This window comes from Kribbella qitaiheensis (assembly GCF_014217565.1).
Lineage (GTDB): Bacteria > Actinomycetota > Actinomycetes > Propionibacteriales > Kribbellaceae > Kribbella > Kribbella qitaiheensis_A.
The window spans coordinates 5,345,396-5,365,682 of the sequence record NZ_CP043661.1 but is presented as its reverse complement, the minus strand read 5'-3'; the positions used below and the strand labels follow the sequence as shown (position 1 = coordinate 5,365,682).

The following is a 20,287-nucleotide window of genomic DNA, read 5'->3' as shown; positions in this document are numbered from 1 at the left end:
CACACGCCGCAAACCTTGTCATGAGCTGCCGGCCGGGCGAGGATGGGCGAACCCCCGACTGGGGGCCTTTACTCGGATCGTCCGGCACGTTCCTGCCGGTGAAGGAAGGAAGCGTCATGGCTACTGTCTCTTTCAAGGCGGCTACCCGGGTCTACCCCGGTTCCGACAAGCCCGCCGTAGACAAGATCAACCTCGAGATCGAGGACGGCGAGTTCATGGTTCTCGTCGGCCCGTCCGGGTGCGGCAAGTCCACCTCGCTGCGGATGCTCGCGGGCCTCGAAGAGGTCAACGAGGGTTCGATCTACATCGGTGAGCGTGACGTCACGCACAAGCCGCCGAAAGACCGGGACATCGCCATGGTGTTCCAGAACTACGCGCTCTACCCGCACATGTCGGTCGCCGACAACATGGGCTTCGCGCTGAAGATGCAGGGTGTCTCCAAGGAGGACCGCGCCAAGCGGGTCCAGGAGGCGGCCAAGCTGCTCGGCCTCGAGGAGTACCTGGACCGCAAGCCGAAGGCCCTGTCCGGTGGACAGCGTCAGCGGGTCGCGATGGGTCGCGCCATCGTGCGTAACCCGCAGGTCTTCCTGATGGACGAGCCGCTGTCGAACCTCGACGCCAAGCTCCGGGTCCAGACCCGCACCCAGATCGCCGAGCTGCAGCAGCGCCTCGGCGTCACCACCGTCTACGTCACCCACGACCAGGTCGAGGCCATGACGATGGGCGACCGGGTCGCGGTGCTGAAGGACGGCCTGCTCCAGCAGGTCGACACCCCGCTGAACCTGTACGACAACCCGAAGAACCTGTTCGTGGCCGGCTTCATCGGCTCGCCCGCGATGAACCTGCTGACCGGCGACCTGGTCGAAGGCGGCGTCAAGGTCGGCGACTACACGATCCCGGTGTCGCGCGACATCCTGGCCAAGGCCGGCAGCGACAAGACCGTGTCGATCGGCGTCCGTCCGGAGGCCTTCAAGGTCTCCGACGTCGGCCTGCCGGTGAAGGTCGCCGTGATCGAGGAGCTCGGCGCTGACGCGTTCCTCTACGGCACCGCCGAGCACGACGGCAACCACCAGCAGATCGTTGCCAAGATCGGCGCCCGGATGAACGTCGAGAAGGGCTCGCTGATCCACCTCGAGGCGCAGACGGACAAGCTGCACCTGTTCTCGACCTCGACCGAAGAGCGGCTCGTCGCCTGATTTCCCGTACTACGCGACGCCGGCCCCGGGTGGTTCTTCCACCCGGGGCCGGCGTTCGTTCACCTCGTACTACGTACGCCCCGTACTACGAAGCCGTCGCCAGCAGCTCCAGCGAGACCCGCCAATGGCGCTCCGCGCTCGCCGGATCGACGGCATAATCGGCCACTCCCCGGCGAACACCAGCCCGATGCGGTCCGGCTTCGTTGCAGTCCTCGAAGTACCGTCCGGTCACTCCGTCGACCAGAACGCCAGTACTTTCGCCGATCCCGGCCGCGACTTCGGATACAAGCCGGGTCAGGTGATGTCCCGTCGGTGGAAGACGCCGGCGCCGAGGGCGATCAGCACCACGACCGCGATTCCGAGGTACCAGGCACCGTGCTCGAAGGTGAGGGTCTTCTCGATGCTCTCGCAGCTGTAGCCACCGTCGGGGACGGACCTGCAGTTGTCGACGTAGTACGTGGTGTCGTGCCTGATCCAGGCGTCGAAGTTCAGCTTCACCAGCCACGGCTGGGCCTTGGCGAGGAAGCTGCCGAACACCCCTTCGACCAGCACGAGATAGCCCATCGCGACTCCGACGGCGGCCGCGGTGTGCCGAAGCAGCAACGCGAAGATGCCGCCGAGCGCGCCTGCGGCAGCGGCCATCACGACGGCGCGTCCGGCCGTACCTGCGAGGTCACCCCAGACCTTGCCCGTCGTACCGGCGGTGGAGCCCATCGCGTTGACGATCAGATAGGTACCGGCCAGCAGGATCGCGAGCGCCACCGCCGCGACCGGGAGCATGCCGGTCGCGGCGGCGACCAACTTGCTGCCGTACACCCGGAGCCGGCGGGGTTCGAAGGTGAGCCAGTTGCTGATCGAGCCGCTGCTGAACTCGGCACCGACGAAGCTCGCCCCGATCACGAAGGCCGCGAACGCCAGTAGGTACGACGAGCCGAGCAACAGGTCCGGCATCACCTCGGTGAACTTCACCTGCGGCTTGCCGAACTGGTCGAGCGACGGAGGGGTGAGCCGGCAGTACTCCTCGAGCTTCGGCTTCGGATCGGGCTGCGACTGCCAGCCCTGCTCGCAGTCCTTCTTGTACTGCTCGCCGTTCAGCTGCCAGTCCTTCTGCGCCTGCTCGAAGTTGACCTGCGCGTTGCGTTGTTCCGCCGCCGACAAGGGTTTCGAGTTGTTCCAGGTGGCGAACAGCAGTACGCCGGTGATCAGCAGCAGCGCGGCGACACCGATCACGGTCAGCCGGCGGGAGACCAGCCGGCGGAGTTCGACTCGGGTGAGCCGGATCATCGGGTGCCTCCCAGGCCTTCGTCGGCGGTGAGCTCGAGGAACACCGATTCCAGGTCGGCCCGGACCGGGATCAGTTCGGACACGTAAAGCTCCTGCTGGGCAAGCCTTCTGGTCACATCCGCCGAATTCTCCGCGCCGTCGACCAGCAGATAATTGCCGTCGACCCGCACTGTCAGGCCGGCCGCGGTCAGGATCCGGGTAGCCGACTCGTGGCTGTCAACGGCAACCTTCACCGTGCTGGCCGCACTGCTGCCGATCACTTCGGCGACGGTCCCGGAGGCGAGCAACCGGCCATGGCCGATGATCGAGACGGTGTCCGCGACCTGCTCGACCTCGGCGAGGATGTGGCTGCTGACCAGGACGGTCCGGCCTTGGTCACCGAGACCGCGCATCGTCTCGCGGATCTCCCGGATCCCGGCCGGGTCGAGGCCGTTGGTGGGCTCGTCGAAGATCAGCAGGTCCGGCTCCTTGAGCAGCGTCGCCGCGATCGCGAGCCGCTGCTTCATGCCGAGCGAGTAGCTCTTGAACCGGTCCTTGCCGCGCTCCCCCAGCGAGGTCTCGTCGAGTACTTCGCCGACCCGCCGGCGAGGCGCGCCGATCGCGTCGGCGAGCATCTCCAGGTTCTTGCGGCCGGTGAAGGCCGGGAAGAACTTCGGCGACTCGACGATCGCGCCGACCCGGCCGACCACGTCCGGCAGGTGCTGCGGCACCACCTGGTCGAAGACCGTCATGGTGCCCGCGTCCGCCCGGATCAGGCCGAGCAGCATCCGGATCGAGGTCGTCTTGCCGGAACCGTTCGGACCGAGGAAGCCGTGCACGCCCCCGATCGGTACGTCGAGGTCGAGCCCCTGGACGGCGACCACCTTCCGGCCCCGCCGGGTGCGGTACGTCTTCCGCAACCCCCTTGTACTGACCGCCAGCTCCGGCATGCCGCCCCTCTCATCGGTACTCCCTGGGTAAGGAGACGCTCACCCTCTCAGAATGGTTGGTTCACCAGGGGTAACCGAACAGCCCAGCACCCGAAGTACAAGAATCGACCCTTACCCCCTCCCGGTATCCGCAGGGACTTGCGTTAGATACCCCGAGGGGGTAGTTTTTAGGTGTCGACATACCCCCATGGGGTAGCTGGGAGAAGAGGAACCGCCATGACCACCGAAGAACAGCCCGCCGAGCACGTGCACGGATACACCTCGGAGAAGTCGAGCCATCTGAAGCGGCTGCGGCGGATCGAGGGCCAGGTTCGAGGGCTGCAGCGGATGGTCGAGGAGGACAAGTACTGCATCGACATCCTCACCCAGGTCTCGGCGGCGACGAAGGCACTCCAGTCGTTCTCGCTGGAACTGCTGGACGAGCACCTCTCGCACTGCGTGGTCCAGGCGGCCCAGAAGGGCGGCGCCGAGGCCGAGGAGAAGGTCCGCGAAGCCTCCGACGCCATCGCCCGCCTCGTCCGTAGCTGAATCAGAACTCATCGAGCTAGGAGCACTGCTATGACCACCACGACCTATTCCGTCAGCGGCATGACCTGCGGGCACTGCACCTCGGCCGTGACGGAGGAGCTCAGCAAGCTCGCCGGCGTCCAGCAGGTCAGCATCGACCTCAACGCCGGCGGCACCTCCGCCGTGCACGTCACCAGCGAAGGCACCCTCGACGACGCGGCCGTGCGCGAAGCCGTCGACGAGGCGGGGTACGAATTGGTCGCGTCATGACCCGGGCTGTCGCGCTCCGGCTCGGCGCGTACGCCGGTGCGCTGGCGCTGGCCTTCGCCGGCGCATTCGCACTCGGCTCCGCGGTCGACCCGATCGCGGCAGCCGACCCGGCGAAGACAGCCGACCAGCCGATGGGCGGCACGGGCGACTCCGGCGAGACCGAGATGCCGGGGCACCAGGTGGACGGCCCGGGTGCACAGCCGCCCGGGCTCGCGGTCTCCCAGGACGGCTACACGCTGGCTCCGGCGACGGCCTTCTTCCAGCCCGGCAAGCAGAGCACGCTGAAGTTCAGCATCCTCGGTCCGGACGGCAAGCCCGTCACGCAGTACACGAAGACGCATGAGAAGGACCTGCACCTGATCGTCGTCCGGCGGGATCTGTCCGGGTTCCGGCACGTGCACCCGACCCGGGACGCGAGCGGCGCGTGGAGCATCCCGTTCGACTTCACCGCGGGCGGCACCTGGCGGGTCTTCACCGACTTCCAGCCGGCCGGTCACGACAAGACGCTGACGCTCGGCACCGACGTCAACGTCTCCGGGCTCTACATCCCGGTTCCGTTGCCTGAGGCATCGAGCGTGACCAGCGTCGACGGGTACGACGTGACGCTGGCCGGTACGCCCTCGGCCGGTAAGGAGTCCGAGCTGACCTTCAGCATCACCAGGGGCGGCAAGCCGGTCACCGACCTCCAGCCGTACCTCGGCGCCTTCGGGCACCTGGTGTCGCTGCGCAGCGGCGACCTCGCCTATCTCCACAACCACCCAGCACAGCTGGCGGAGCCGGGGAGCGAGGGCGGTCCGCAGATCAAGTTCGGCACGACGTTCCCGACCGCGAGCACCTACAGCCTGTTCCTGGACTTCCAGCACGCGGGCAAGGTGCATACCGCGGAGTTCCGGGTGGACGTGACCGGGCAGGCGATCGTGCCCAGCGCGGTCCCCAGCAGCAGCGAGACGCCCGGCCACGAAGAAACCCCGCACGGTCACTGAGCCAAGGAGAGGAGGACCAGAATGTCCAACCCAGCAACAGAGAACTCCGTCGAACTCGTCATCGGTGGCATGACATGCGCCTCCTGCGCCGCCCGGGTCGAGAAGAAGCTGAACCGGATGGACGGCGTCACCGCGACCGTCAACTACGCGACCGAGAAGGCGAAGGTCACCTTCGCCGAGGGCGTCAGCACCGATGACCTGGTGGCGACCGTCAAGGCGACCGGCTACACCGCGGCCCTGCCGGCCCCACCATCGGCCGAGCCCGCCGAAGCCCCCGATGAGCTCAGGCCCTTGCGGGAGCGGCTCTACGCGAGCATCGCCCTCGCAGTACCGGTGATTGCCCTGGGCATGATTCCGGCGCTGCAGTTCGACTACTGGCAATGGGCTTCGCTGACCCTGGCAACTCCGGTGGTCGCATGGGCCGCCTGGCCGTTCCACAAGGCGACCTGGACGAACCTGAAGCACGGCGCCGCGACGATGGACACGCTCATCTCGCTCGGCGTCTTCAGCGCCTACCTCTGGTCGCTCTACGCGCTGTTCCTCGGCGAGGCCGGCGAGCGCGGGATGACGATGCCGTTCACGCTGATCCCGTCCCGTGGCGGTGGCACCGAGGAGATCTACCTCGAGGTCGCGGCCGGCGTGACGACGTTCATCCTGGCCGGCCGGTACTTCGAGGCGCGTGCCAAGCGCCGGTCGGGAGCCGCCCTGAAGGCCCTGCTGGAGCTGGGCGCGAAGGACGTCGCCGTACTGCGGAACGGCGACGAGGTGCGGATCCCCGCTGACCAGCTTGCCGTCGGCAACGAGTTCGTCGTCCGGCCGGGTGAGAAGATCGCCACCGACGGCGTGATCGTCACCGGCAGCAGCGCGGTGGACGCATCGATGCTCACCGGCGAGTCTGTCCCGGTAGAGGTCGGCGAAGGCGATTCCGTCGTCGGCGCCACCGTGAACGCGGGCGGCCGGCTGATCGTCCGGGCGACCCGCGTCGGGTCCGACACCCAGCTCGCGCAGATGGCGCGACTGGTGGAGGATGCGCAGAACGGCAAGGCCGCCGTTCAGCGGTTGGCCGACCGGATCTCCGGGGTGTTCGTGCCGATCGTGATCGGCCTTGCCCTTGCCACCTTGGCATTTTGGCTCGGCAACGGCTCGCCGACGGAGGTGGCGTTCACCGCTGCCGTCGCAGTACTGATCATCGCCTGCCCTTGTGCCCTTGGCCTGGCCACGCCGACGGCGTTGATGGTCGGCACAGGGCGAGGCGCGCAACTGGGCATCCTGATCAAGGGCCCGGAGGTGCTGGAGTCCACGCGCCGTGTCGACACCGTCGTACTGGACAAGACCGGCACAGTCACGACCGGGCGGATGGCGTTAGTCGACGTGCTGCTGGCTCCCGGCGAAGAACGAGCCGCCGTACTGCGATTGGCCGGCGCGCTGGAGAACTCCAGTGAGCACCCGATCGCGCAGGCGGTAGCTCGGGGAGCGTCCGATGAGCTCGGCAAGCTGCCCGACGTCGAAGACTTCGGGAACGTCGAAGGCCTTGGTGTGCAAGGGATCGTCGACGGACACGCAGTACTCGTCGGGCGGACGCGGCTGCTGGAGGAGTGGAGCCAGCACCTGCCGGAGGAGCTCGCCCATGCGAAGGAGCATGCCGAGGCTGAAGGCAGTACTGCGGTGGCAGTCGGGTGGGACGGAAAGGCACGCGCTGTACTGGTGGTCGCCGACACCGTGAAGCCCAGCTCGGCCGAGGCGATCAGACAGCTACGGGCGTTGGGACTTCGGCCGGTTCTGCTGACCGGGGACAACGAGGCGGTGGCGCAGAAGGTCGCGGCCGAGGTGGGGATCGATGAGGTCATCGCCGAGGTGCTGCCGGCCGACAAGGTCGACGTGGTCAAGAAGCTGCAGAGCGAAGGCCGAGTGGTCGCGATGGTCGGCGACGGAGTGAACGACGCGGCGGCGCTGGCTCAGGCGGATCTCGGTCTGAGCATGGGGACCGGGACCGACGTGGCGATCGAGGCCAGCGACCTGACCCTCGTGCGGGGCGACCTGCGCTCGGCTGCCGACGCGATCCGCCTGTCCCGCAGTACGTTGCGGACTATCAAGGGCAACCTGTTCTGGGCCTTCGCCTACAACGTCGCCGCCATCCCGCTAGCGGCAGCCGGCCTCCTGAACCCGATGCTCGCCGGCGCAGCAATGGCCTTCAGTTCGGTCTTCGTGGTAACCAACAGCCTGCGCCTGCGTCGCTTCCAACCTCTCAACAACTGATTGCTACTGAAGTTCTTGTCATCGTTCGATGGCATATCGATATGCACCAGTTCGATGACATATGGAAATGTCACCGTTCGGTGGCTTGTCTAAATGCCATCGTTCGATGACACTGACTGTATGGCGTCAGCAATCAAGGGCAGAGGTGTGCCGGTACATACCGTGCGAGACCTCGGTGCTGCCGTGCGGCAGGCACGCACCGAGCAAAACATGACCCAAGCCGATCTGGCCGCCAAGGTCGGCGTCTCCAGAAACTGGATCATGCGACTTGAGAAGGGGCATCCCCGACTTGAGACCCAACTGGTACTCGACGCCATGGCAGCCGCAGGCGTAGCACTGACAACCGTGGAAGACTCGCTCGACGAGCCGACCGACTCAGCCTGGAACGAAGTCTTCGCTGACCTGGCCGTCAGACCAAGGGACGCCTCGACCGTTCATCCTGCAGCGGGAGACGAGCAGCCATCAGATGGACGATGACCGACTGATCGTCTATCTCAATGGCGCCCGAGCCGGCGAACTGGCACAGAACTCGCAGGGCCGTATCTCGTTCACCTACGACGAGGAGTATCGAACACGACGCGAGACTGTGCCGCTCTCCTTGTCGATGCCCAAGGCTAGGACGACCTTTCCGCCTAAGGCGGTCAGAGCTTTCATCGCAGGTCTGCTACCTGACAGTGAGCCAGCCCTGGAACGCTTGGCAAGTAAGTATGGCGTTTCCCCGAACAATCCTTACGCATTGCTACGGAACATCGGCAGGGACGCGGCCGGCGCGGTCCAGATTCTTCAGGCGGACGTGGCATCAACAGATGCCGCTACCCACCAGAACAACATCGAGTGGCTGTCGACAGACGACCTGGACTCGACGCTGGCCGATCTGGCCCAATCCCCTGACACCTGGGACCCAGGTCGAGATGTCGGCCGTTGGAGCCTTGCAGGCGCGCAAAGCAAGATCGCCCTATTCCGCTCGGAAGACGGACGATGGGGAATCCCGCGCGATTCAACGCCTACCACCCACATACTCAAGCCGTCGATGCCGAACTACGGCGGACACCACCTGAACGAATATCTGTGCCTTCGTGCTGCCCAACTGGCTGGACTGGAGGCAGCCAAAGGCGAACTACTGGCCAGCGACCGCTTCGAAGTCCTCATATCCCACCGCTACGACCGTCTGCGAACGGCAGGCCGCTGGCAGCGCTTACATCAAGAGGACATGTGCCAAGCTCTATCGGTCCATCCGGCGCTGAAGTATCAGTCGGAAGGCGGACCGGGCGTCCCGCAACTAGCTGATCTCCTCGCCAGCAACGGCCTCAGCGTCGGGCGGCGAAACAACCAGCACAGGTTGTTCGATTACCTGGTGTACAACGTCACAATCGGCGCCACCGACGCCCACGCGAAGAACTACTCAGTACTCTTAAGTTTCAACGACATCCGACTCGCGCCGCTCTACGATGTTGCGTCGATTCTTCCCTACAACCTCGAGCCAGGCCTCAGATCTGCGATGAAAATCGGCGACAACTGGGAGATGGCGAAAGTCTCAGAGAGCGACTGGACAGCCGTGGGAAGGCGTCTGGGCATGACTCGTGACGAATCGATCCACCGCGCCAGGACAATCCAACTCGCCGTACCGGCAGCAATTCATCAGGCAGCAACTGAGCCAGCCGTACCAGATGCACTCATAGCGGGCGCACGGCGTATAGCCGAATTGATCACCGCCCACGCGGAGGGTAGACGCGACGCCTGGGGTCGCGTGGCCAGTCCGTAATCTCCTACATCCGAGGAGGTGAAGGGCGGCGCCCCTCCGCTTCCTCGGACGTAAGGACTGCTCAGCGGAGCCAGGCGGTTGTGTCGGTGGGGAGTTTGCCGTCCTCCAGGGGGTTGCTGGTGAGGAGTAGGTCGATGTGGGGCGGCAGGTCGACCGAGGCGGGGCTGAGGTTGACGATGCACTTCAGGCCGGAGTCGCGGGCGAAGAGCAGGATGTCCGGCGCTGAGTCGAGCCAGGTCAGCGTTCCGTCGCCGAGATCCGTACGCCGGATGCGCAGGCCGTTGCGGTAGAGGGCCAGCATCGAGTTCTGGTCGTCGTGCTGGGACTCGACGGTGAGGTTCTTCCAGTCGGCGGGTTGCGGCAACCACGGCGTACCGGCCCCGAAGCCGAACGGGGGCTCCTTGCCGGACCACGGGACCGGGACGCGGCAGCCGTCGCGACCCCGGTCGGATCCGCCGGAGCGGGCCCAGAGCGGATCCTGGAGCAGCTCGTCCGGCAGGTTCTCGACCTCGGGCAGGCCTAGCTCCTCACCCTGGTAGACATACAGCCCACCGGGCAACGCCATCGCGAGCAGCGCGGCAGCGCGGGCCCGGCGCTCGCCGAGCACCGGGTCGGTCTCCATCCCGTGCTTGCGGTTCTGGTGTGAGAACGACGTGTCCGGACGCCCGTACTTCGTGACCGGTCGCGTCACGTCGTGGTTCGACAGCACCCAGGTGGGTGGGGCGCCGATCGGCACGTGGGTGGTCAGCGTGAGGTCGATCGAGGCACGCAGCTCGTCGGCGTCCCACGGCCGGGACAGGAAGTCGAAGTTGAAGGCGGTCTGCATCTCGTCCTGGCGGAGGTAGAGCGCGAACCGCTCCTGGTCCGGCATCCACATCTCGCCGACGAGGAACCGGCCTTCATAGCTGTCGGTGATCTGCCGCCAGCCGCGGTACACCTCGTGTACTTCGTCATGGTCGGTGTACGACTCCTCGACGCTGTCCAGGTCCTTGAACAGCACCGCCGCGCTGTCGATCCGGATCCCGTCGACGCCGCGGTCCAGCCAGAACCGCAGGATGTCGTGGAACTCCTCGACCACCTCCGGGTTGCGCCAGTTGAAGTCCGGCTGCTCGGGGGCGAACAGGTGCAGGTACCACTCCCCATCGGCCACCTGCGTCCAAGCCGGCCCGTTGAAAATGGACTGCCAGTCGTTCGGTGGCAGACCTCCGTCGCGGCCCGGCCGGAAGATGAACCGCTCCCGCTCGACCGATCCCGGACCCGCCGCCAGCGCGGCGACGAACCAGTCCTGCTGGTCCGATCCGTGGTTCGGGACGATGTCGATGATGGTCCGGATCCCCAGCGCGTGCGCCTCGGCGATGTAGGCCTCCGCCTCGGCGAGGGTGCCGAAGCTCGGCTCGATCGCCCGGTAGTCGGCCACGTCGTACCCGCCGTCGGCCATCGGCGACGGGTACCACGGGTTCAGCCAGATCGCGTCGACGCCCAGCTCCGCGAGGTACGGCAGCTTGGCCCGCAGGCCGGCGAGATCGCCGATCCCGTCACCGTTGCCGTCGGCAAAGCTGCGCAGATAGACCTGGTAGATCGCCGCTCCGCGCCACCATGTATCCGACATTTGCTGCTCCTTAGGGTTTGGGGATCAGCCTTTGAGGCTTCCGGCGGTCAGGCCCGCCATGATGCTGCGCTGGAAGATGAAGAAGACGAGGATCGTCGGGATGCTGGCGATCACCAGCGACGCGATCAGCACGTTCTGCGGCATCTGCGCGGACAGCGACGCGATGCCGACGCTGATCGACATCTTGTCGGTCTCCGGCAGCACCAGCAGCGGCCAGACGAAGTCCTTCCAGACCGTCACCACCGACAAGATGGAGACGACTCCCAGGATCGGCCGGGAGACCGGCAGGACGATCGACCAAAGGATCCGCATCGGCGACGCGCCGTCGATCTCGGCCGCCTCCAGCAGTTCACGCGGGATCGAGTCGAAGAACCGCTTCAGCAGGAAGATGAAGAACCCGTTCGCTGCCGCCGGCAACCAGATCGCCCAGGGAGTATTGAGCAGGTTGAAGTGGAACAGCGGAACGTCCTTGGCCACCAGGTAGGTCGGCAGGAGCAGCACCATCGGCGGGATCATCAGCGTGGCCAGCATCAGGCCGAGGATCAGCTTGCCGAAGAACGGCCGCAGCTTGGACAACGCGTACGCCGCGGTCACGTCGACGGCGAGCGTGAACAGCCACGCGCCCCCGGCGTACAGGGCGGTGTTCTTCAGGAAGACGCCGAGCTGCAACTGGTCCCAGGCGTCCGCATAGACGCCGAAGTCGAAGTGCTTGGGGAAGAAGCTCGGCGGGATCTGCGCCAGCTCCTCCGGCGACTTCAGCGCACCGGTCACCATCCAGAACAGCGGGAACACGAACGCGATGGTGAAGCCGATCACGACGACGACCAGAACGGTCCAGTAGACCAGCTTGCCGTGCCAGGTCTGCAAGGACATCGGCGAGACGAGACTCCTGGTCTCGTAACCACGGCCCTTGTCCTTCTTCTTTTTCGTACCGCGATGCGTCGGCACCGGTGTGGTTGCCTCAAGCAACGGTGGCGGGTTGAGAGTGGTGGTCATCGTGCTCCTAGCTCTGGTTGTCCCGCGAGACCCGCAGGTAGATCGCCGAGAACACCATCAGCACCACCATCAGCATCAGGCCGAGCGCGCCACCGCCGCCGAAGTCGCCGAAGTTGAAGGCGTACTGGTACATCAGGTACGCCACCGTCACGGTCGCGTTCTCCGGTCCACCGCCGGTCAGCAGGTACGGCTCGATGAACACCTGCATGGTGGCGACGATCTGCAGCAGCATCATCACCAGCAGGATCAGCTTGGTCTGCGGGACCGTCACGTGCCAGACGCGGCGGAACAGCCCGGCGCCATCCAGCTCGGCCGACTCGTACAGCTCACCCGGGATGCTCTGCAGGGCGGCCAGGTAGATCAGCGTTCCGGTGCCGAGGTTCATCCAGGTCGACACGATGACGAGCGAGATCAGCGCCGTACTGGTGGAGTCCAGCCAGCTCAGCGGAGGGAGGCCGAAGCCGTCCAGGATCTGGTTGAACAGGCCGGCGCCCGGATCGTAGAACCACTTGAACAGCAGTACGCCGACCGCCGGCGGAAGCATCACCGGCAGGTACACCACGAAGCGCAGGTACGCCTTCGCGTGCCGGAGCTCGTTCAGGACCACGGCCAGCACGAACGGTACGACGTACCCGACGACCAGGGCGAGGCCGCTGAACGCGGCCGTGTTCAGCCAGGCCGATCTGAAGGCGGAGTCCGCGAACACGGTCCGGAAGTTGTCGAAGCCGACCCATTTGGCCGGGTCGACGAAGTTGGTGCTCTGGAAGCTCAGGATGATCTCGCGGATCATCGGATACCAGGAGAAGAAGGCGAAGCAGATCAAGGCGCCGCAGAGGAACCCGTACGCCGTGAGGTTCCTGCCGACCGCGCGGCGCGCCGCTCCCTCAGGAAGGGAACGGCGCACCGGCGGCTTCGCGGTCAGTACCGCCATCAGCTGTTCTTGGCGAGGATCTTGTCGGCCTTCGACGAGGCGTCCGACAAGAGCTTGTCGATATCGGCGTCCTTGCGGGTCAGCACCGCGGACATCGCCACGTCGAGTACGGCGTACAGCTCCTGCGCCTTCGGCGGCTCGAGCTTGTTGGTGATGCTCGCCTGTGCGGTCACGTACGGCGTGAAGTGCTCGACCGGCACGGTGGCGAACTGCTTCCGCAGCGCGGTGATCTCCTTACCGGGCGCGGTGTCGCCGTACAGGTCCGGGATCGGCAGGCCGACCGGGCGGCCCTGCGTCTTGGCCCGCTCGTAGTTGAACTGGCCCTTGCCCGGCGTCAGCTCGTGGAACTCCAGCCATGCCAGGCCGGCCTTGATCTTCTCCGGGCTGGCCTTCGGGTTGAACATGTAGCCGTCACCACCGCTCAGCGACGACTTGCCCTCGGACTCCGGTACGGCGGTGACGCCGTAGTCGTCGAACTTGCCCTGGAAGTCGTTGTTCACCGACTGCACGACGTCGGGTGCGCCGATCATCATGCCGAGCTTGCCCGACCCCATCATCCGCATCAGGTCTTCCCACTGCAGCAGCTGCTTGGTGCCCATGCTGTTGTCGTTCCAGCGCATCTGCTTGAGATTCTCCAGCACGGCCTTGCCCTCGGCGCTGTTGAACGCGGCGCTCTTGCCGTCCTCGCTCACCATCGACCCGCCCCGTGCGTACAGGGACGCGGCGAAGTGCCAGCCACCCGTGTTGCCCGCGCTGTACTCACCGAAACCGGTGTGGCCCGCGCCGAGTCCCGCGATCTTCTTCGCGGCCTCCTGCACCTCGGTCCACGTCTTGGGCGGGGAATCCGGGTTGAGACCGGCCTGGGTGAAGAGCTTGCGGTTGTAGACCAGGCCCATGTTGTAGTTGTTGCGCGGAACGCCGTAGCTCTTGTCGCCGTCGTTGAAGACGCCCTTGACGTCCGGCCGGACATCGGCAAGCGCCTTCACGCTGCCGACGTACTGGCTGATGTCGGCGGCCCTGCTTGGCCTTGATGATCTTCTGGACGTCGGTGTAGTAGACGTAGAAGACGTCCTCCTGCGTCCCGCCCGCCAGCTTCGCCTGGAACGTGTCCGGGTTGATGCAGGGGAACGCGTCCTTGCTGTCGATGGTGATGTTCGGGTGCAGCTGCTGGAACGCGGCGACGTCCTCTTCCCAGCCGGTGCGCTCCTTCGGGTTGCTCTTCGGCGGCTCGCAGCCGACGGTGATGGTCACCTTGGCGTCGGCTCCCCCTGAGCTCTGCGCCGCCGGCTTGTCGTCCGATCCACAGGACGCGGCCGCCAGGCCCAGTCCTGCCACGAGCAGCAAGCTCAGCGCCCTGCGTTGGCTCGTAGTCCTCATCGATCTGCCCTTCTGCTGCGAGGGCGACGTCCGTCCCGCCCCTCTGATGTGGGCCACACCGTAGGCAATTCGACCGGATCAGCGCAATACTTCAACCTCAAGTTGCAAAAACGTGACTCCTCAGCGGAACTTGCGGGTATAGCAAAGGGACAGGACGGCGAGATCGCCACCCTGTCCCTCAGTGATCAGCTAGCTACAGATTGCATTTCCGGTCGATCGCGGCTGTCTGTCGTTGTCAGCCTGCCGTTCGTCAGCCCGAATGGACGGAGGTCTTCAGCCGGGCCGTCGACGCCCGGACCACCAGCTCCGGCTCGAAGAGCAGCTCGTCGGCCGGCACCGCCGCGCGTTCGATCAGGGCGACCAGCATGTCCACTGCCGCCCGGCCCATCGCGTCGATCGGCTGCCGGACCGTGGTGAGGGGCGGATCGGTGCAGTTCATCATCGCGGAGTCGTCGTAGCCGATCACCGAGACGTCGTCCGGAACCGACAGTCCCGCCCGCCGGACGGCGCGGATCGCACCGAGCGCGAGGATGTCGCTCGCGCAGACGATGCCGGTGACGCCCTGCTTGACCAGCCGGGTCGCCGCCGCATGCCCGCCCTCGAGCGAGAACATGGTGTGCTCGACCAGCTCGGCGTCCGCCTCCGGCGAGGCCATGAAGGCATCCAGCTTGCGCCGCGAGGGGATGTGGTCGCGCGGGCCGAGGACCATGCCGATCTTCTGGTGGCCGAGCGCGCGCAGGTGGCCGATCGCCATCTCGGCCGCGACCACGTCGTCCGACGACACCTGCGGGAAGCCGAGATGGTCGACGGCCGCGTTGACCAGGACGGTCGGCAGCCGGCGCTCCTGGATCAGCCTGTAGTGCGCGTGCGGTGCGTCCGCCTGGGCGTAGAACCCACCGGCGAACACGACCCCCGAGACCTGCTGCTGGAGGAGCAGATCCACGTAGTCGGCTTCGGACACCCCGCCGACGGTCCGGGTACAGAGCAAGGAGGTGAAACCTTGCTGTGCGAGCGCTCCACCGACCACCTCGGCGAACGCCGGGAAGATCGGGTTCTGCAGCTCCGGCAGCACCAGGCCGACCAGGCGGGCGCGGTCGCCGCGAAGCTGGGTCGGGCGTTCGTAACCCAGCACGTCGAGCGCGGTCAGCACCGCCTCCCGGGTGGCCTCGGAGACCCCGGGCTTCCCGTTCAGCACCCGGCTCACGGTCGCTTCGCTGACCCCGACCTTCTTCGCCACCTCAGCAAGTCGTCGCGTCATAACGCAAACACTACGCCACTTGTCGCAAATTCTTGCGTTCGCTTGCGTCCACCGCCTTCCCTCCTGCCTTCCTTCCTCGCCTTCCTTCCTCGCCTTCCTTCCTCGCCTTCCTTCCCTGCCTTCCCTTCCCTCGCCTTCCTTCCCTTTGCTTCAACTCCCGATCTCGGTTCGCTGCAGGCTCAACATTCCGGCGGCCGGAACTGACACACTGGGTGGGTGCCTCGTTTCGTCGCCACTCGCCCCGACACCGGTCTGCTCTCGCTTCCCTGGGACATCCCGCTGGAGGACTGGCCGGAGGACCAACTCGTCGCCCTGCCGCGCGGTATCTCGCGGCACGTCGTCCGCTTCGTCCGCGTGAACGGCACGGTCTACGCGATCAAAGAGGTGATGGAACACCTCGCGATGCACGAGTACCGGCTGTTGCGGGACCTCGAACGCCTCGACTCACCTTCGGTCGAGCCCGTCGGGGTGATCACCGACCGCCTCGACCGCAACGGCGAGCCGCTCGACTCCATCCTGGTCACCAAGCACCTGCAGTTCTCCCTGCCGTACCGCGCGCTGTTCTCCAGCACACTGCGGCCGGACACGGTCAACCGGCTGATCGACGCCCTGGTCGCACTGATCGTTCGCCTGCACCTGCTCGGATTCTTCTGGGGTGACTGCTCGCTGTCGAACACATTGTTCCGGCGCGACGCGGGTGCGTTCGCGGCGTACCTGGTGGACGCCGAGACCGGCGAACTGCACCAGGAGATCTCCGACGGCCAGCGCGCGCACGACCTCTACACAGCCGAGATCAACCTGTTCGGTGAGCTGTCCGACCTGGAGGAAGGCGGTCTGCTCGACGCCGACATCGACCCGCTGGAGACGATCCACTCGATCACCGCGCGGTACGAGGCGCTCTGGAAGGAACTGACCGCGCCGGAGGAGTTCCACACCGACGAGATGCATCGGCTGGACTCGCGGATCCGGCGGCTGAACGAACTCGGCTTCGACGTCGCGGAGATCGACATCATCACCGACTGGGACGGCAGCCAGGTCCGGATCCAGCCGAAGGTCGTGGACGCCGGCCACCACAGCCGCCGCTTGCTCCGGCTGACCGGGCTCGACGTCGAGGAGAACCAGGCGCGCCGGCTGCTGAACGACCTGGACTCGTACGCCGCGTCCACCGACCAGCAGAACGAGGACGAGGAGATCGTCGCGCACCAGTGGCTGACCGAGGTCTTCGAGCCGGTGGTCCGCTCGGTCCCGCGCAACCTGAACCGCAAACTGGAGCCTGCCGAGGTCTTCCACGAGGTCCTCGAACACCGCTGGTTCCTCTCGGAACAGGCCGGCCACGAGATCGACACAATGGAAGCCGCCCGCTCCTACGTCGACGACGTCCTGGCCGCCAAACCCGACGAGAAGCTCACCCTCCCACCCCCACCACCCCCCGGCACCACCCTCGACCCCGACCTCGACTGATCAGTTCAGTCGAGGGTTGAGAGCCCCGGCCGCGCCATCAGACGCCAGGCGCGGCGGTCGGTAGTCCCAGCTTCTCCGCGACGGCAAGCAGCCGTCGGTCGTAGCTGACCAATGCCGTCAGGTCCTCACCTAGCACAGCGTCCGCCGTGGCTAGGTGGATTGCGTCGAGTGAACGGAGGAGGGGTTCCTCGTAGGCCGCCGCAGTGGCTCTCACCACCTCATCGATCTCATAGATGGCGATCCGGCCGAGCATTCCCGGCACATTGGCGAGCAGCGCCGGTTCAATTCGTCGTACGGCGCGTGGAACCTCGACCTCCGCGATCGCCGAGGAGACCAAGAGCTCGTCCGTGTGATCCGCGATCCAGTCGACGAGGGCATCCGACTCCGCCTCGTGGCAGACCAGTTTCACCAGGGCCGCCGTGTCGAGGTAGATCATCAGTACCGCTCGTCGGCGCGCATCTCTGCCAGCACCTCATCAGATTGCCGGCCTGTCCGCACTTCGCCCCGAGGGTGTGGCATCGGGCCGGACGTTCGCGGTAGGCGCAGTTTGCCGGTCTCCAGCAAGCGCGTGACCGGAGACGGCTTGGCGGGCACAAGTCGTGCGATCACCGCGCCTCGCTCGGTGATCTCGATCTCCTCGCCCTGCTTCACCCGCGACAACACCTTCGCGGTCTCCTGGTTCAGCATCCGTACCGGGACCTCAGCCATGGCACCATCGTAGTACATATTTGTCAGATACCTCTCTGTGGTGAATCGTCTCTTCGATTCGACAGAGAAGTTATCCGCGATGCGAGCCGGGTCAGTGGCTGTCCACAGGGCAGTTTTCAGCGGGGGGGCATGCGGAGGGCGCCGTCCAGGCGGATTACTTCGCCGTTGAGGAGTTGGTTGGAGACGATGTGGTCGACCAGGGCGGCGTACTCCGAGGGGCGGCCGAGGCGGGCGGGGTGAGGGACCTGCTGTTCGAGGACCTTGCGGGCGTCTTCGGGGAGGCCGGCAAGCATGGGGGTTTCCATGGTGCCGGGGGCGATCGTGACTACCCGGATGCCCTTGTCGGCCAGGTCGCGGGCGGCCGTCAGGGTGAGGGCGACGATGCCGCCCTTGCTCGACGCGTACGCCGCTTGGCCGATCTGCCCGTCGTACGCCGCGATGGAGGCGGTCATCACGACGAGGCCGCGGTCGCCGTCTTCGCCGGCCGGTAGGTCGATCATCCGCTCGGCGGCGAGGCGGAGCACGTTGAAGGTGCCGATCAGGTTGACCTCGATCACCTGACGGAAGGTTGCTAACGGCAACGGGCCCTTGCGGCCGACGACCCGGCCCGGAGTCGCGATTCCTGCGCAGGTGACGACCAGCCGGAGCGAACCGAGCTCGGCAGCCGCATCGAGGGCGGCCGTCACCGCGGCCTCGTCGGTGACATCGGTCGGGACGAAGAGGACCCGGTCACCGAGCTCGTCGGCGATCGCCTTGCCCGCCGACGACGGCAGGTCGCAGATCACCACGCCGGTCCCGGACGCGGCGATCCGGCGTACGGTCGCCTCCCCCAGGCCCGAACCGCCACCGGTGACGAGAGCGACATCGGTAGAGGCAAGTTTCATCGAACACTCCTGAGCAGGTCGCGGCTGATGACGAGGCGCTGGATCTGGTTGGTTCCTTCGAAGATCTGGGTCACCTTGGCCTCGCGCATGTAGCGCTCGGCCGGGAACTCCCGGGTGTAACCGTAGCCACCGAGCACCTGGACGGCGTCCGTGGTCACCTTCATCGCGTTGTCCGTGCAGACCAGCTTCGCGATCGCCGCCTGCTGGGTGAACGGCCGGCCGAGGTCACGCCGCCGGGCCGCGTTCAGATAGGTGCAGCGGGCCGATTCGGTCGCCGCGGCCATGTCCGCGAGCAGGAACTGGATGCCCTGGAAGTCCGAGATCGCCTGGCCGAACTGCTTGCGCTCCTGCGCGTACGACGCGGCGAGGTCGAGCGCTGCCTGGGCAAGGCCGACCGCACAGGCCGCGATCCCCAGCCGGCCCGAGTCGAGCGCGGACAAGGCGATCCGCATCCCCGCGCCTTCTTCGCCGATCAGGTTCGCCACCGGCACCCGGACGTTGTCGAAGTTGACCAGCGTCGTGGTGGATCCGGTCAGGCCCATCTTGCGCTCCGGGGCGCCGAAGCTGAGCCCCGCACTCGAGGCCGGCACGTGGAACGCGGAGATGCCGTGCTTCGGGTCGGCCGACGTACGGGCGAAGGTCGTGTAGAAGTCGGCGTACGAGCCATGGGTGATCCAGGACTTGGTGCCGTTCAGCACGTAGTCGTTGCCGTCCCGGACGGCCTTCGTTGTCATCCCGCTGATGTCCGAACCGGCCTGCGGCTCCGACAGCGCGTAGGCGCCGAGCAGCTCGCCACCGACCATGTCGGGCAGCAGCAGTTCGCGCTGCTGCGGCGTACCGAAGGTCGCGACGGCGTAGCTCGTCATGGTGTGGACCGACAGGCCGACACCGACCGACATCCAGGCCGAGGCGATCTCCTCGAGCATTTGCAGGTAGACCTCGTACGGCTGCTCGGCGCCGCCGTACTGCTCGGGATAGGGCAGGCCGAGCAGGCCGGCCTTGCCGATGGTCCGGAACGCTTCCCGAGGGAACGACTCGGTCTCCTCGGCCTTGGCGGCGTACGGCGCGAGCTCGTGCTCGCACAGGTCCCGCACGAGAGCCAGCAGATCGGTGGATTCCTCGGTCGGCAACAAGCGATCGACAGCCATCACGCACCCCTCTCAGTGGCTTGCCGAAATGATACTCCGCTTGATACTGAAGACCAAAGTTCCGTATCGTTCTATGCTGTCTCGATATGACAACAGTCGTCCCCGGGCGCCGCACGCGCAGGCAGTCCGAGCTGCTCGACCGGCTCCTGTCCCTGTTCCTCACCCAGGGCTTCAGCCGGTTCACCCTGGATGACCTGGCGGCCGAGCTGCGGTGCAGCAAGACAACCCTGTACGCGCTGGCGCCGAGCAAGGAACAGCTCGCCGTCGAGGTGGTGAAGCACTACTTCAAGAACGCCACCGCCGAAGTCGAATCCGCGGTCGCCAAGCAGACCCGGCCCGACCGCCGGATCGCGGCGTACCTGAACGCTGTCGCGGACGCGCTCCGGCCGGCCAGCCGGACCTTCCTGGACGACGTGGCGACCTTCGCGCCGGCCAGGTCCGTGTACGAGCGGAACACCCGGATCGCGGCCGACCGGGTCCGGACGCTGATCGAGGACGGGATCGCCGACAAGGCGTTCCGGCAGGTCGACATCGGCTTCGCGGCGGAGATGGTCGCGCACACCATGCAGGCGATCCAGCGCGGCGACATCGCCCGCCGGACCGGCCTGTCCGACGCCGAGGCCTACCGCGAACTGGCGTCCTTCGTGCTCCACTCCCTCCGCCACGACTGACCCAGTCGATCGCGTGGACGGATGCAGCCTCCACTCACTACGCCTTCCCCTGACACC

22 protein-coding genes are annotated in these 20,287 nt (G+C 66.3%); 10 read left to right on the top strand and 12 right to left on the bottom strand.

The features are described 5' to 3' along the window. Positions 1-116: 116 nt before the first annotated feature. On the top strand, positions 117-1,196 hold the full coding sequence (locus F1D05_RS25505; protein ID WP_185443033.1) for an ABC transporter ATP-binding protein: 1,080 nt from the start codon (positions 117-119) through the stop codon (positions 1,194-1,196). A gap of 85 nt (positions 1,197-1,281) precedes the next feature. Here F1D05_RS25505 and F1D05_RS25500 read toward each other — a convergent pair whose 3' ends face one another. From F1D05_RS25500 to F1D05_RS25490, 3 genes are all read right to left on the bottom strand, one after another. After that, the gene (locus F1D05_RS25500) at positions 1,282-1,428 is read right to left on the bottom strand and encodes a hypothetical protein (protein WP_206685824.1); all 147 of its coding nucleotides are present in this window, start codon (positions 1,426-1,428) and stop codon (positions 1,282-1,284) included. Positions 1,429-1,490: 62 nt separating this feature from the next. Further along, the gene (locus tag F1D05_RS25495; RefSeq protein ID WP_185443032.1) at positions 1,491-2,480 is read right to left on the bottom strand and encodes an ABC transporter permease subunit; all 990 of its coding nucleotides are present in this window, start codon (positions 2,478-2,480) and stop codon (positions 1,491-1,493) included. Continuing rightward, a complete protein-coding gene (locus tag F1D05_RS25490; protein WP_185443031.1) occupies positions 2,477-3,409 on the bottom strand; it encodes an ATP-binding cassette domain-containing protein in 933 nt (310 codons plus the stop codon). The genes F1D05_RS25495 and F1D05_RS25490 overlap by 4 nt, the downstream gene beginning before the upstream one ends. A 216-nt stretch (positions 3,410-3,625) precedes the next feature. Here F1D05_RS25490 and F1D05_RS25485 point away from each other — a divergent pair, with 216 nt between their 5' ends. The 6 genes from F1D05_RS25485 to F1D05_RS25460 all read left to right on the top strand — a co-directional run bounded on the left by F1D05_RS25485 (position 3,626) and on the right by F1D05_RS25460 (position 9,187). Then, a complete protein-coding gene (locus F1D05_RS25485; RefSeq protein WP_185443030.1) occupies positions 3,626-3,937 on the top strand; it encodes a metal-sensitive transcriptional regulator in 312 nt (103 codons plus the stop codon). Between the two features lie 30 nt (positions 3,938-3,967). Continuing rightward, positions 3,968-4,186, top strand: a complete 219-nt coding sequence (locus F1D05_RS25480; protein ID WP_185443029.1) for a heavy-metal-associated domain-containing protein — start codon at positions 3,968-3,970, stop codon at positions 4,184-4,186. Further along, positions 4,183-5,169, top strand: a complete 987-nt coding sequence (locus tag F1D05_RS25475) for a hypothetical protein (RefSeq protein WP_185443028.1) — start codon at positions 4,183-4,185, stop codon at positions 5,167-5,169. The genes F1D05_RS25480 and F1D05_RS25475 overlap by 4 nt, the downstream gene beginning before the upstream one ends. Before the next feature lie 21 nt (positions 5,170-5,190). Beyond that, on the top strand, positions 5,191-7,425 hold the full coding sequence (locus F1D05_RS25470; RefSeq protein ID WP_185443027.1) for a heavy metal translocating P-type ATPase: 2,235 nt from the start codon (positions 5,191-5,193) through the stop codon (positions 7,423-7,425). A 120-nt stretch (positions 7,426-7,545) separates the two neighbouring features. Next, the gene (locus F1D05_RS25465; RefSeq protein WP_185443026.1) at positions 7,546-7,902 is read left to right on the top strand and encodes a helix-turn-helix domain-containing protein; all 357 of its coding nucleotides are present in this window, start codon (positions 7,546-7,548) and stop codon (positions 7,900-7,902) included. Continuing rightward, entirely contained in the window at positions 7,892-9,187 is a 1,296-nt protein-coding gene (locus F1D05_RS25460; protein ID WP_185443025.1) for a type II toxin-antitoxin system HipA family toxin, read from the top strand. Before F1D05_RS25465 ends, F1D05_RS25460 begins: the two co-directional genes overlap by 11 nt. Positions 9,188-9,248: 61 nt before the next feature. Here F1D05_RS25460 and F1D05_RS25455 read toward each other — a convergent pair whose 3' ends face one another. From F1D05_RS25455 to F1D05_RS25440, 4 genes are read right to left on the bottom strand one after another with little or no spacing between them, the layout of a single operon-like run. Continuing rightward, positions 9,249-10,796: a glycoside hydrolase family 13 protein gene (locus tag F1D05_RS25455; RefSeq protein ID WP_185443024.1), complete on the bottom strand. Its 1,548-nt coding sequence runs from the start codon at positions 10,794-10,796 to the stop codon at positions 9,249-9,251. Positions 10,797-10,820: 24 nt separating this feature from the next. Beyond that, the gene (locus tag F1D05_RS25450) at positions 10,821-11,792 is read right to left on the bottom strand and encodes a carbohydrate ABC transporter permease (RefSeq protein WP_185443023.1); all 972 of its coding nucleotides are present in this window, start codon (positions 11,790-11,792) and stop codon (positions 10,821-10,823) included. 7 nt (positions 11,793-11,799) lie between these two features. After that, positions 11,800-12,723, bottom strand: coding sequence for a carbohydrate ABC transporter permease (locus F1D05_RS25445; protein ID WP_185443022.1), 924 nt, complete (start codon positions 12,721-12,723; stop codon positions 11,800-11,802). Further along, a complete protein-coding gene (locus F1D05_RS25440) occupies positions 12,723-13,709 on the bottom strand; it encodes an extracellular solute-binding protein (protein WP_246485963.1) in 987 nt (328 codons plus the stop codon). The genes F1D05_RS25445 and F1D05_RS25440 overlap by 1 nt, the downstream gene beginning before the upstream one ends. A 131-nt stretch (positions 13,710-13,840) precedes the next feature. Here F1D05_RS25440 and F1D05_RS40830 point away from each other — a divergent pair, with 131 nt between their 5' ends. Further along, positions 13,841-14,164, top strand: a complete 324-nt coding sequence (locus F1D05_RS40830) for a hypothetical protein (RefSeq protein WP_246485962.1) — start codon at positions 13,841-13,843, stop codon at positions 14,162-14,164. A gap of 186 nt (positions 14,165-14,350) precedes the next feature. Here the strand turns inward: F1D05_RS40830 and F1D05_RS25435 are convergent, their stop codons facing one another. Further along, a complete protein-coding gene (locus F1D05_RS25435; RefSeq protein WP_185443021.1) occupies positions 14,351-15,358 on the bottom strand; it encodes a LacI family DNA-binding transcriptional regulator in 1,008 nt (335 codons plus the stop codon). A 216-nt stretch (positions 15,359-15,574) separates the two neighbouring features. Here F1D05_RS25435 and F1D05_RS25430 point away from each other — a divergent pair, with 216 nt between their 5' ends. Further along, entirely contained in the window at positions 15,575-16,819 is a 1,245-nt protein-coding gene (locus F1D05_RS25430) for a DUF4032 domain-containing protein (protein WP_185443020.1), read from the top strand. A gap of 37 nt (positions 16,820-16,856) precedes the next feature. On the opposite strand, the gene F1D05_RS25425 is transcribed toward F1D05_RS25430, so the two are convergent. The 4 genes from F1D05_RS25425 to F1D05_RS25410 form a co-directional block, all read right to left on the bottom strand. Next, the gene (locus F1D05_RS25425; RefSeq protein ID WP_185443019.1) at positions 16,857-17,255 is read right to left on the bottom strand and encodes a type II toxin-antitoxin system VapC family toxin; all 399 of its coding nucleotides are present in this window, start codon (positions 17,253-17,255) and stop codon (positions 16,857-16,859) included. Continuing rightward, a complete protein-coding gene (locus F1D05_RS25420; protein ID WP_185443018.1) occupies positions 17,255-17,527 on the bottom strand; it encodes a type II toxin-antitoxin system Phd/YefM family antitoxin in 273 nt (90 codons plus the stop codon). Before F1D05_RS25420 ends, F1D05_RS25425 begins: the two co-directional genes overlap by 1 nt. Positions 17,528-17,643: 116 nt before the next feature. Then, the gene (locus F1D05_RS25415) at positions 17,644-18,411 is read right to left on the bottom strand and encodes an SDR family NAD(P)-dependent oxidoreductase (protein WP_185443017.1); all 768 of its coding nucleotides are present in this window, start codon (positions 18,409-18,411) and stop codon (positions 17,644-17,646) included. Beyond that, complete coding sequence (locus F1D05_RS25410) at positions 18,408-19,559, bottom strand: acyl-CoA dehydrogenase family protein (protein WP_185443016.1); 1,152 nt, start codon at positions 19,557-19,559, stop codon at positions 18,408-18,410. Before F1D05_RS25410 ends, F1D05_RS25415 begins: the two co-directional genes overlap by 4 nt. Before the next feature lie 86 nt (positions 19,560-19,645). Here F1D05_RS25410 and F1D05_RS25405 point away from each other — a divergent pair, with 86 nt between their 5' ends. Continuing rightward, positions 19,646-20,230, top strand: a complete 585-nt coding sequence (locus F1D05_RS25405; protein WP_185443015.1) for a TetR/AcrR family transcriptional regulator — start codon at positions 19,646-19,648, stop codon at positions 20,228-20,230. Positions 20,231-20,287: the final 57 nt, after the last annotated feature.